We start from the raw sequence: 12,106 nt of genomic DNA, 5'->3' as shown, positions 1-12,106 counted from the left end.
CGAGCCGAGCGGCGGCCGTACAGGCGAGCGCAGAACGAGGTCAGCACCTCCACCATGTCCCGCACCAGATCGTCGGCAACCTCGCCGTCATCGAGGACGACCAAACGGCGGCCATGCGCGGACAAAGTGGCCTCAACCAGCTCCACATTCATCCGCCCAAGGCGGTCCTTGTGCTCCACCACCACGGTGGTCACGTCCGGATCGGCGAGGAGGCGACGTGCCTTGCTGCGGCTGCCGTTCATCCCGGAGCCGATCTCCGCCTCAACACGCATGATACGGTGACCGGCCTTCACAGCCCACGACGACAGCCGGGCGACCTGGCGCTCCAGGTCACTTTTCTGATCGTGGGAGGACACACGGGCATACAAGCCCAGCCCTCCGACAGCTTCCGCAGTGGTGTTGGCTTCGACGTTCACCAGGATCATGCGCGGCCCAACACGCTGAGCGGGCACGGGAAGCGTCCCGTTACGAAACCAGCGATACGCCGTATGGGGACTAACCCTGTAATCCCCTGCGCTCGCGTGAATCTGACTGAGTGGGCGCGTGGGTCAGGTTTTCAGATTCTCGAACCCAAGGATCTAGTGCGGTGTCCACTAACGTTCACCGGGTTTCCGGTGCACCGTTGTGGATCCTCGCCGTTATGGCGAGCGACTCCCAACCTGGTGGTGGGGCGGGCCTCCGCGGGCCAACTGATCCTCTCGCCGCTTGTGGTGGGCGGCGGGGGTCACGCCGGGACTGGCCGGCACCGGGTAGGTGTCGGCCGGCTCGACGGTGCGTGACCACCTTCGGCAGCACGATGTCTGCTGTGGGGGTGGTGGGTCCGCCGCCCGGGGTGCGGGTGGCGATGATGGCGGCCGCGATCAGGTCGCGGTGCCCGGTGAACTGGCAGTGTGGGCAGGTCAGGGTCCGGCCGCGGGGTTTCGGTACCCGCCGCAGACAGGCGGGGCAGGTGGAGGACGTGCCGCGTTCGTTGACGGGGTCGACGGTGATGCCCGCCAGGGTGGCCTTGTCTTCCAGGATTTGCAGGAGGCGGCCGATCTGCCACTGCCGCAGCCGCAGGTTGTGCCGCCGCCCCGCGTCGATGTCGAGGATCCCTCGCGGGTTACCTACCCTGAGCACACCGACCCGCTGCTCCACCGCCCACGACACCACGGTGCGGGCGGCTTCGTGTTGGGCCTGCCGGACCCGGCGCTTGTGCCGGCCCTCCACCAGCCGGGCACGGCGGCGGTATTTGCGCCACCGCCGTGATCCTTTCTGGCCCGGCTTCGGCGCCCGGTAGGCCACGGCGCGGCGGCGGGTTTTGGTGTCGGCGAGGTGCATGCGGTGCTCGGCGCGGATCGCCCGCCCCGACACCAACAGGCCCTCACCGTCCGGGCCAGCCACCGCATACGGGTGGATGATCCCCAGGTCGACCCCGGCAACCCTGGCCGGGTCCGGCCCCTCACCGGGCGGATACACCGCGACTGGAACCTCGGCGGTGATGTCGAGGAACAGTCGGCCGCCCTCACACAGCAGGGTGACCGAGCGGACCTGCTCGACCGGATACGGCACCTCCCGCGCCAACCGGATCCACAACGGCGACGCGCCTTGCGCGGTCGGGACACGCACCCGCCGCCCCTCCAGGGTGAACGTGCCGTGATACCAGCGCACCGGCATCAACGCCCGCCGACGCCGCGGAAACCGCGCCGACAGGTCACCGTCCTGGCGGGCTTTCGCCGCCGCGAACCACGCATCGGAGAACCGCCGCAACACCGACCGGGCACCCGCGCTGTCCAACTCCCCGAACGTGCCCGACCCCGACCCCGACAGCTCCCGACACAACGCCTGATAACCAACCAGCGGCGCATCATGGCGGCGACGCCGCCACCCGTTGATCTCCAGGACACACGCCCACACGTCACCGGCCGAGCGCAGCAGGCCGAAGCACCGCCGCCGCTGCCCCGACGTCACCCGCAACGCCACACGAGCAGTGCGGTACACCACCCTGGGCGCGGCGGGATCCCGACGACGAGGCACAACCACACCCAACCCGACGGGTACGACAATTTCCGGCAGCGGCCAACCCGGCGAACGTAAGTGGACACCGCACTAGCCGGCATATCCCGGCCGATGCAGCCAGGGCGCGGCCCTGGGCGCCGCCGCGATCAGGGCGACAGCGAGCGCCGTGACTACCGCCTGCCCGATCCGGCCGGGCGTGATCCCCGGCGCGGTGTCCAGCACGTAGTTGGCATACCCATTCGCCGCCGCGTCGCTGGCGAGCACGACGCAGCCGAGCAGCAGCCCTTCGATCCGGCGTAGCGCTAGCAACAGCGCCGCGAGCGGGTCGAATACGGTCAGTGAGGTGAAGTACAACATCAGCCAGATGGGGATGGACGGGCTTGGACCATCCGGCCGGACGCCGAGCAGGTCGCCCAGGTGGACGATCCCGCCGTACGCGAGGACGCAGACGGCGGCGATCACGACAACCCGAACCCACCGGGGCACGCCGGCCCACCGCCGGAGCGATGTCCGTCTCACCGCCACTGGCCCCCCTTCCGGTCGGGCAGTGGCCCGCCCGCGCCGCATCGATGCTAATGCGGCGTCCAGGGACGTTTGCCGCGCCGGGTCCGGACGACGACCAGCGGCATTGGAGCCATGCCGGATGGCCGCCTGGACCTTGCCGTGACACTGGCAACGTTTGTGGTCACGGCACCAGCCCTCTCGATCAGGCCGCCCCGCTGACTTTGCCGATGCGCTCTTGAGGCTGGGCGGCCGGTGGCGAGGTAGGCGTGCCGATCACCAGGCGCAGGGCGCGTAGTCCTTCAGGAAGCAGCCGTACAGGTCTTCGCCCTGTTCGCCGCGGACGATCGGGTCGTAGACCCGGGCCGCGCCGTCGATCAAGTCCAGCGGGGCGTGGAAGCCGGCGTCCGCGAGCCGCATCTTCGTCGGGTGGGGCCGCTCGTCGGTGATCCAGCCGGTGTCGACGCTGGTCATGAGGATGCCATCGGTCAGCATCTCCTGGGCGCTGGTGCGGGTCAGCATGTTCAGCGCAGCCTTGGCCATGTTGGTGTGCGGGTGCCCTGGCCCCTTGTAGCCGCGGGCGAACTGGCCCTCCATCGCCGACACGTTCACCACGTACTTGCGGCGGGCGGCCGCTGCGGCCATCGCCGATCGCAGCCGACTGACCAGCACGAACGGCGCGGTCACGTTGCACAGCTGCACTTCAAGCAGCTCGATCGGGTCCACGTCGTGCACCCGCTGCACCCAGCTGTTGACCGGGTCGAGGTCCGGCACCAGGCCGCCGGCGTCGATGGCGGTGGCTGCCGCGATCCGTTCCGGCGAGGCGGAGCCGCTGGTCAGCGCCAGCGCGGTGAGCGCGTGCGGGGGGATCGCAGCCGCCTGTGGCGAGGCGATCAGGCTGCCCGCCAAGTCGCCCTGGCCGGCTGGTTTGGCGAACGTGATCATCTCCGGCAGCGGGCCGTCCGGCAGGGCCGCCGCCTCCGCAGCGACGAGCTGCGCGTACGCCCCGGGTGTGCGGCGGACGGTCTGCGCCGCGTTGTTGATCAGGATGTCGAGTGGTCCCTGGCCGCTGACCGAGTCAGCGAGGGCGATCACCTGGGCGGGGTCGCGCAGGTCGATCCCGACGATCCGCAGGCGGTGCAACCAGTCCCCGCTGTCGGGCATCGCGGCGAATCGGCGGACCGCGTCGTGCGGAAACCGTGTGGTGATTGTGGTGTGCGCGCCGTCGCGCAGCAGCCGCAGCGCGATGTACATGCCGATCTTCGCCCGGCCGCCGGTAAGCAGCGCGCGCCGGCCGGTCAGGTCGGTGCGGGCGTTGCGGCGCTCCCGGTTGAGCGCGGCGCAGGGCGGGCAGAGCTGATGGTAGAAGGCGTCCACCTCGCGGTAGCGCTGCTTACAGACGTAGCAGGCGCGCGGATTGTGCAGGAAGCCGGCCGTGGCACCCACTGTGGGGGAGGCGAGCGGGATGCCCTGGGTCTCGTCGTCGATCCGGCCCGGGGCGCCGGTGGCGGTGGCCGCCGTCACCGCGCGGTCGGCCGCCGTGATGGCATTCCGCCGTTCCTCGCGTCGCCGCTGCTTGATCATCTTGTAGAGCCTCGCGGTGGCCCGTTGCACCCGCACGACGTCGGGGTGATCGGGAGGGAGATCCTCCAACGCCTCAAAGACGCTGAGACAGGTTTCCAGCCGGCTCGGGTCAATGCCGTATTGACCGGTTTCGGTAATGTTGTCCGCCGTCATGCGTCGCTGTCTCGTCCCGTTCCCTGCGCCGGATCTACCCGGCCCGCCCCAAGTCCGACCCGGAACTGTACGCGCACCGGGGGTCGAAGGTGCTTTCGAGGTGCAGCCGCAGGGCGTCCCACGCCGCCGAGGTGAGGAGCCGGACCGTGGACGAGGAGCATCGTCGGTTCGGCGAGCACAGCTCCATCCTGGTGCAGCCGGATGATGCTCCGGATCGCGTGGACAGATGGGCGGTCCGCATCTGGTCGGCAACAGGTCGACGGTCGGCAGGGGAGTGGTGTGAGACGTCGAGAGGCGTTTCCACTGCCAGTACGGCAGCCGCCGTTCGTGGTCTTCGGTTGAGTGGTGTGTCTGGTGGTCTTTACGAGTTCGCTGCTTCGAGGATGGCGGTGAGACCGTCGATGGTCTGCTGCTCCTCGGCTTGGTCCGTCTCGGCCGTCCATCCTTGATGTCATGGCCCGCCGGGACCGGCCAGGAAGTGCAGCGCTTCGAGCGCGGGCGTGGCAAGGTCCGGCACTGGCTCGGGCCGTATCACCGCGCTTGGCTCTTCGGACGCTTGCGTAAGGCGGTGCTGTAGGGTGCTCGCCGCCGGGAAGGGTAGCGGCCACGAGGGCTGTCGCCGCGCGTTGACGCCGATTGCGAGATCGTCGATCTCGCGGGCCACCCGCTGCCGCACCTCGACGAGCCCGTGCCGGCCTCCGGCGGCCGCTAGGCCGACGAGTACACCAAGGGGTGGTCGCGGCTCATCGACGGGTTCGTATTCGTCACCCCGGAGTGCAACCACTCGACCATGGGGTGCTGAAGAGCGCGCTCGAACACCTCTACGCCGAGTGGAACAACAAGGCCGACGTCCCAGCACGTAGAATACCTATTTTCCAGGTAGGCAAAGTGGGTTAACGTCGCAACCGTGACTCGCCAGGATGCCCTGCTCGACCGCACCGCGCTCGCGGTGTCGCGGGGATGTTGCCGTGGCTGGACCACCGCGTGCGGCTGCTGCCGCTGAACGCGCATCCCCGACTTCTCAACCGCCGCCGGCTTGAAGACGACCGGCAAAGTTTCCGCGAGCCGACCAACGGCCGCTCGCTGCGCCGCGGTAACGAAGGCGCTGCGATTCGTCACATTCGATTCGCTTTACTCACTTGCTGGGAGGGACGTCCCCCGATGCCACAGTTGACCCTGAGACTGGGCGCAGTTGCTGCCACCGCCGCCCTGGGTTGTACTGCTCTCACTGCTCCAGGCGCCGCCGCTGCTCCGCACCGGGCCGCGGCCACGACGGCCGGCCCTGGGCAGCCGAACATTGTGTTCGTGCTGGCCGACGACCTGGGGTGGGCCGATGTCAGCACCGGTCTCACGAACAAGGGGTCGGGCAACACCTACAACGAAACTCCCACCGTCGACCGTCTCGCTGAGGAGGGCGTTGCCTTCGACAACGCCTATGGCGGTCCCAACTGCGTGCCGACCCGAGCCGCCCTCCTCACTGGGCTCTACGCGCCTCGGCCGACGAACAACCTCTACCTGGTCGGCGACCTCAACCGCGGCGGGGACAACACGCTGCTGGACGGTGCGTCGCAGGGGCTCCCAGACGGCGACGACGCGTTGCCGGGCGAGGCCTACACCGTGGGCGAGGCGCTGCGGGACGTCGGCTACGCGACCGGGTACGTCGGCAAGTTCCACGTGACCAAGACCGCTGATCAGATCACGACCGACTTCGGGTTCGAGGAGAACCTGGGCGGCTCGAACTCGGGACATGCCAGCCAGTACCACGCCATCAACGGGAAGTTCAACAACAGCATCGGCCCGGCGCTGGACGCGTTCGCGGCCGACTACACCCAGGAGTACGTCGACGAGAACATCAAGCCACACTCCCACGGCGTGGACGACGCGACCCTGGACGCCCTCGTCGGCACCGACAAGCACGTGACCGACGCGGTGGCCGACGCGACCATCGACTTCATCGACCGCCACACCGACGAGCCGTTCTTCACCTGGGTCAGCGACTACGCGGTGCACGAGCCGATCGGCGACAAGCAGCCACGCGCCGACCTGCTCGCGAAGTACCGGGCCAAGGCGGCCGTTGCCGGACACCCGGCTGACGCGTCGTACTCCGCGCTGCTGGAGGGCCTCGACCAGGGGCTGGCCCGCATCGTGGACCACCTCGAGACCACCCCGGATCCCCGCAACCCGGGACACCCGCTGGCGGACAACACCATCGTGGTGTTCACCTCCGACAACGGTGGGACCGCGAACGCCGACAACGGCTGGCTCAGCGGCTACAAAGGTGAACTGCGGGAAGGGGGGCTGCGGGTCCCGGCCATCGTGTGGAGCAGGAACGAGCGCCTGGTCGACGGTGGCGTGGTCGACTCGACGCCGATCCACGCGGTCGACTACCTGCCGACGTTTGCGTCGCTGGCCGGTGCGCACCTGCCCAAGGGCCTGCGCCCCGACGGTGTGGACCTCAGCGGAATCTGGAGGAACGAGAGCGCTGAGCTCGGCGTGCGGCCCCTCTTCTGGCACCTGCCCGGATACCTGATCGCCGGGGTGCGGGACCAGCGCCCCGAGACGGTGATCCAGTCGGGGCCGTGGAAGCTCAGCTACCGCTACGAGACCCAGGACTGGAGCCTGTACAACCTGACCAGCGACATCGGTGAGACCACCGACCTGGCCGCGGCGTACCCAGACGTCACCCAGCGGCTCGGCAGCCGGCTGATCCGCTGGCTCAACGACGTCGACGCCCCGCTGGCCACGCTGCGCGAGGGCAAGCCCCCGATCACCGTCACCTTCCAGGGCACGGCGTACTCCAACGGGAAGATCACCCACTACGACAAGCCGACACAGCTGACGTTCCCGCCGGGCGACGAGGTGCCGGCACTGCTGCCCAGCGCGGTCACCGACCGATGACCTCCGACCATCGCCATGGCACCGCCGGGACCACCACCACCACGCCGAGCTGCTGCGCACCCGGCGGCCTGCAGCAGACCGCCGGCGGGCTGCTCCAGATCGCCCGCCGGCCGCAGCAGCTGGACCCCGTCGTCCCGGAGGCTGGTCGGTCGCGCTCCACGCGCGGCCAGGTCAGCCTCCCCGGCGGGAGCTTCGCCATGGGCGACGCCTTCGATGAGGGCTACCCGGGCGATGGGGAAGGACCGGTGCACGAGGTCGCCCTCAGCGCCTTCACCATCGACGTCACGACGGTCACCAACGCCGCCTTCGCGACCTTCGTCAAGGCCACCGGCTACGTCACCGAGGCCGAGGTGCTCGGCGTCTCCGCCGTCTTCCACCTGCAGGTGAACGCCGAACGATCCGACATCCTGGGGGCCGCCACCGGTACCCCGTGGTGGCTCGTGGTCCGCGGCGCCGACTGGCGCCACCCCTACGGGCCGGCCTCCTCGATCGCGGACGTCCAAAACCACCCGGTGGTCCAGGTGACCTGGAACGACGCCCGCGCGTATGCCACGTGGGCGGGCAAGCGTCTGCCCACCGAGGCAGAGTGGGAGTACGCCGCGCGTGGTGGGCTCCACGGGGCGCGGTTTCCCTGGGGCGACGAGCTGCGCCCGCGCGGTCGGTGGAACTGCAACATTTGGCAGGGCGAGTTCCCCCACCTCAATACCGCGGAAGACGGCTTCATCGGCACCGCACCCGTCAAGCAGTACGCGCCTAACGGCTACGGCCTCTTCAACATGGTCGGAAACGTGTGGGAGTGGTGCGAGGACTTGTTCGCCATCGACACCTACGCCCTGCGCGCCGGCACCCGCGTCGTCGACCCCCGCGGGCCAGCGGAACCGGACGTCACCGGCCGGCGCGTGATGCGCGGCGGATCGTTCCTGTGCCACGACTCCTACTGCTACCGGTACCGGGTCGCGGCCCGCTCCGGGAACACCCCTGACTCCGCAGCCTCCAACGTCGGCTTCCGCTGCGCCTGAACGTCCCGCCCGCATCATCCACGTCTTTGAAACGCCCCGTGCCAGCCCGTCGGCAGCTCATCACCCGAGCCCGAGATCTGCTGCGCCGTTTCCCTGCAATCTCTTGTAACGGAGCCAAGCCATGATCAGTCGTCGTCAACTCCTTGCCGGCACCGCGCTCGGCCTAGGCGTCGCAGCGGTCCCGTCCGTCGCGGCAGCCGAGCCGAAGACCACCGGGCGACCCCGGCCCAACATCGTGCTCGTGCTGGCCGACGACCTGGGGTACGGCGAGCTCGGCGCCTACGGGCAGCGCACCATCGCGACGCCGCGCCTGGACCAGCTCGCCGCCGAGGGGCTGCGCTTCACCGACGCCTACTCCGCCGCGGCCGTCTGCGCGCCCTCACGCTCGGCCCTGCTGACCGGCCTGCACGCCGGTCACGGGCCGGTGCGCAACAACCCTGCCGGCGACCCCGACTCGATCGCCTTCTCCGACGGTGACACCACGTTCGCCGAGGTGCTGCGCGCCCGGGGCTACCGCACGGGATTGTTCGGCAAGTGGGGCTTCGGTCCCGAGCGTAGCGACCAGCCGAGCCACCCCAACGCCCGAGGGTTCGACGAGTTCCTCGGATACATCACGCACAGTCACGCGCACGACTACTACCCGTCGTACCTGTGGCAGAACGGAGAGCGGCTCGAGCTGCCCGAGAACGAGTCCACCAAGACCACCTTTGCCCCCGACCTCTTCCAAGACCGGGCTCTCAACTTCATCCGGGCCCACCGCTCCGAGCCGTTCCTGCTCGTGGTCACCCCGAACCTTCCCCACGCCCCGAGCGATGTCCCCAACCAGCAGCCGTACGCCGCCGAGGACTGGCCCTCGGCGGACCGAGGCCACGCGGCCCAGGTCACCCGAATCGACACGTACGTCGGTGAGCTGGTCGACGAACTCGCCGCGCAGGGACTGCTCGAGTCCACGGTGGTCCTTTTCACCAGCGACAACGGCCCGCACGAGGAAGGTGGCTTCGACCCCGACCGGTTCGACGCGAACGGCCCCCTCACCGGCTACAAGCGCAACCTGTACGAGGGTGGCATCCGGATCCCGTTCATAGCGTGGGCCCCGGGCCGGATCCAGCCCGGCGTGACCGACCGGCTCACCCAGCAGACCGACCTGCTCCCCACCCTGGCCGATCTGGCCGGCGTCCCCGGACCGCGCGACATCGACGGCCGGTCGTTCAGCTCGCTGCTCGAGCCGCGTCCCACCGTGGCCGCCGAGCAGCCGTACCTCTACTTCTGGCGGCTCGACAACGGCAACACCAAGCGTGCCCGCGCCGTCGATGACGGCCGCTTGCAGCGGGCAGCCGAGGCCGTCCGCGAAGGCAACTGGAAGGCGATCCGTTGGGCGCCGGGCAAGGATCGGACCGTCCCGGACGACCAGTGGCAGGTCGAACTCTACGACCTTGCCCATGACCTCGGCGAGACGACCGACCTGGCAGCCGCCCACCCCGAGGTCGCAGCCCGGCTGGTCGGCCTCTTGCGGCAGTCCTGGATCGACGAGGTCACGCGCGAAGGCTACGGCGTCGACCTCGACACCCCGGACCTGCTGCTCCCCGGCGTGACCTACGACCTCACGGCCACCCTCGCGAACGGGTCGGCGGTACCCTGGACCGGCGCTCGGCTGGTGCTCTCCGCACCTCGGGGTTGGACCGCCGAGCCGGTGACCAGCCAGGGCCTTGGGCGCCTCGCCCCCGGCACCCGGGTGAGCACCACCTGGCGGGTCCGGGTGCCTGAGGAGACCACGGCGAAGGAGTGGCCGCTGACCGTGTCGGGTTACGCCGTCGCCCGCGACGCGCCGCTCACCTTCCGCGCCGAGCGCCGCGTCACCCCGCCGCCATCACCGCCGACCACCGACTCGTACCTGAGCGATCTGCCCTGGATCACCGCAGTCAACGGCTGGGGCCCGGTGGAGCTGGACACCAGTAACGGCAGGCAGGCCGCCGGAGACGGCACGCCGATCTCCTTCAGCGGCACCGTCTACGCCAAGGGCCTCGGTGTCCACTCCTACTCCGAGGTCGCCTACCACGTCGGAGGCCGGGCGGCCCGATTCACCTCGATCGTGGGGATCGACGACTTCAGCGCCCGGCAGAGCTCGCGTGGCAACACGATCGCCGAGGTGTGGGCCGACGACCGACTCGTCCACACGAGCGGTGTGCTGCGGGCGTCCACCGGACCCGAACCGGTGGACGTCGATGTTCGAGGGGCCCGGCTCCTGCGCCTGATCGTGCGCGCTGCCGACTCCGGCAACAGCTTCAACCACACGTCGTGGGCAGACGCTCTCGTCCGGCTGGGCTAACACGCCGCCCCCGCGAGCCCGCCCGCGCCGTACCGACGTTGACCCATGGGGGTGGCCCGTAGGCCACCCCCATGGTCAAGTGAGACCGGGAGCCCGGTGTCTATGTGATCGCCGCTCTACTTCATGGAGCTGAGCAGACCGAGGTTTGGCTGCAGCGCGCCGTCCTGGCCCAGCGACAGAAAGTCGGCCTCGACCGCAGCCCGCTCAAGCACTCCCGCCCGCACCGCGTGATAGCGCACGACGGACCAGAGGAAGACGTCAAGGTTGTCGAAACGCGTCCCGCCCTCGACGACCTCCTCCTCGTGGAACCAGAGGCCGACCTGCCCGTCGGTGAGCACCACGTAGAGGTTGCCGCCGCCGTCGGCACCGATCGCGTAGACGTCGTCGTCAGTGAGTTCGGTCTGGTAGTCGGCGTCCAGGATCCCGCAGTCGTTTGCAGCGAAGTCGAACCCGTAGGACCAGTCGTACACATCCAGGAACTGCGGCATGCGCCCTGACCGCACGCGCCGGTCGAATGCCGCCAGCGCCGCAGCGGACGCCGGCGGTAGGCGGTCGAGCATCGGTGCCACCGGCCGGGTCTCCCGAGGAACGGTGATGGGAGAACGGCCGGGAAACCACCGTGCGAGGTCGGCGTCGAGGTCGCGCTCGACGTAACCGGTCAGGTCATCAGGCGTGAGCGTCACTCGCGGATACTAACCGCAACCTCCGACACGCCTATGGCAGCAGGGAACGGCCAAGGCATCCGCCTTGAGGGGAACGGCACCGCGAAAGCACTGTGTCCGGGAAGAGGTGGAACCGTCCACGGCGGAGAAGGGTGTGCCACGGCGTGCAGTGGTGATCGACGGGTTGCCCCGGAGAACTTGCCGCGCGTACCGCTCGTCACGGCTGCGAGCGCCCGCCGGCCACCGGTGGCGGCGGGGGATCCGACGAGCCGCTGCGGCCGCCCGACCGGTGTGGAGGGCTTCCTTGGCGATCGCGGAGGCGGCGGAGCAGCCGATGCGCGGGTTCAGGGCCGTGACCAAGCCGATGGAGCGTTCGACGGTCAGACGGAGACGCTCGGCGTCGGCGGTGATGCCCGAGACGCACGGACTGGCCAGGACGTGGCAGGCGGCGGTCAGGTGGGTGGTGCTCTTCATCGGATTTGCGGCGTGGAAACCCGGCCGTTTACGGCCGGGAGGAAACGCCGCTCCCTCCCTTGCGATGGGTGTCTTACATGGACGGTAAAATGTGAGGCGTGGGGGATGTGGTGAAGCGGGCGTACAAGTACCGCTTTTACCCGTCCCCTGAACAGGCCGAACAGCTGGGCCGCACCTTCGGGTGCGTGCGTCTGGTGTACAACCGGGCGCTGGAAGCACGCACTCGGGCGTGGGCGGTGGACCGCCGGCGCACCACCTACGTTGAGTCGTCGGGGTGGCTGACCGAGTGGAAACGCACGCAGGAGTTGGCGTTCCTGAACGAGGTGTCCTCGGTGCCGTTGCAGCAGACGCTGCGGCATCTGCAGGCCGGGTTTATGGCGTTCTGGGACAAGCGGTCCCGGTATCCGAGGTTCAAGTCCAAGCGCAAGTCGCGGGCGTCGGCCGAATACACCCGCTCCGCGTTCCGCTGGCGGGACGGTCAGCTCACCCTG

The 12,106-nt window shown here is 69.4% G+C and carries 9 protein-coding genes; 4 read left to right on the top strand and 5 right to left on the bottom strand.

All coding sequences use genetic code 11. The features are described from left to right. The 4 genes from ABZ783_RS36940 to ABZ783_RS36925 all read right to left on the bottom strand — a co-directional run. A partial coding sequence (locus tag ABZ783_RS36940) for an IS607 family transposase (protein WP_357447734.1) occupies window positions 1-527 on the bottom strand: 527 nt, incomplete at its 3' end. A 73-nt stretch (window positions 528-600) separates the two neighbouring features. After that, window positions 601-1,950 (bottom strand): transposase, encoded by a 1,350-nt coding sequence (locus ABZ783_RS36935; protein WP_357447731.1) that lies wholly within the window; start codon window positions 1,948-1,950, stop codon window positions 601-603. A 138-nt stretch (window positions 1,951-2,088) separates the two neighbouring features. Continuing rightward, window positions 2,089-2,484 carry a hypothetical protein gene (locus ABZ783_RS36930; protein ID WP_357447728.1) on the bottom strand — a complete coding sequence of 132 codons (396 nt, stop codon included), beginning with the start codon at window positions 2,482-2,484 and terminating at the stop codon, window positions 2,089-2,091. Between the two features lie 291 nt (window positions 2,485-2,775). Continuing rightward, entirely contained in the window at window positions 2,776-4,236 is a 1,461-nt protein-coding gene (locus ABZ783_RS36925; RefSeq protein WP_357447725.1) for an SDR family NAD(P)-dependent oxidoreductase, read from the bottom strand. A 960-nt stretch (window positions 4,237-5,196) separates the two neighbouring features. Here ABZ783_RS36925 and ABZ783_RS36920 point away from each other — a divergent pair. The 3 genes from ABZ783_RS36920 (at window position 5,197) to ABZ783_RS36910 (ending at window position 10,479) form a co-directional block, all read left to right on the top strand. Further along, the gene (locus ABZ783_RS36920; protein WP_357447722.1) at window positions 5,197-7,134 is read left to right on the top strand and encodes a sulfatase; all 1,938 of its coding nucleotides are present in this window, start codon (window positions 5,197-5,199) and stop codon (window positions 7,132-7,134) included. Next, complete coding sequence (locus ABZ783_RS36915) at window positions 7,131-8,153, top strand: formylglycine-generating enzyme family protein (RefSeq protein ID WP_357447719.1); 1,023 nt, start codon at window positions 7,131-7,133, stop codon at window positions 8,151-8,153. Before ABZ783_RS36920 ends, ABZ783_RS36915 begins: the two co-directional genes overlap by 4 nt. A 121-nt stretch (window positions 8,154-8,274) precedes the next feature. Further along, the gene (locus ABZ783_RS36910; protein WP_357447716.1) at window positions 8,275-10,479 is read left to right on the top strand and encodes a sulfatase-like hydrolase/transferase; all 2,205 of its coding nucleotides are present in this window, start codon (window positions 8,275-8,277) and stop codon (window positions 10,477-10,479) included. A gap of 116 nt (window positions 10,480-10,595) precedes the next feature. Here ABZ783_RS36910 and ABZ783_RS36905 read toward each other — a convergent pair whose 3' ends face one another. Then, entirely contained in the window at window positions 10,596-11,162 is a 567-nt protein-coding gene (locus tag ABZ783_RS36905) for a hypothetical protein (protein WP_357447713.1), read from the bottom strand. Window positions 11,163-11,713: 551 nt separating this feature from the next. Here ABZ783_RS36905 and ABZ783_RS36900 point away from each other — a divergent pair. Further along, window positions 11,714-12,106 (top strand): transposase (locus tag ABZ783_RS36900; protein ID WP_357447710.1); only part of this gene is annotated, 393 nt, incomplete at its 3' end.

The organism is Micromonospora sp. NPDC047738, assembly GCF_040642675.1.
GTDB lineage: Bacteria > Actinomycetota > Actinomycetes > Mycobacteriales > Micromonosporaceae > Micromonospora.
The sequence above is the reverse complement of the archived record's forward strand: the minus strand, read 5'-3'. Positions and strand labels throughout refer to the sequence as shown.

Bases quoted from the DNA above. Each gene is read 5' to 3' on its own strand.
- ABZ783_RS36925 (WP_357447725.1), bottom strand. From the start codon at position 4,236: ATGACGGCGGACAACATTACCGAAACCGGTCAATACGGCATTGACCCG.
- ABZ783_RS36920 (WP_357447722.1), top strand. From the start codon at position 5,197: ATGTTGCCGTGGCTGGACCACCGCGTGCGGCTGCTGCCGCTGAACGCG.
- ABZ783_RS36915 (WP_357447719.1), top strand. From the start codon at position 7,131: ATGACCTCCGACCATCGCCATGGCACCGCCGGGACCACCACCACCACG.
- ABZ783_RS36910 (WP_357447716.1), top strand. From the start codon at position 8,275: ATGATCAGTCGTCGTCAACTCCTTGCCGGCACCGCGCTCGGCCTAGGC.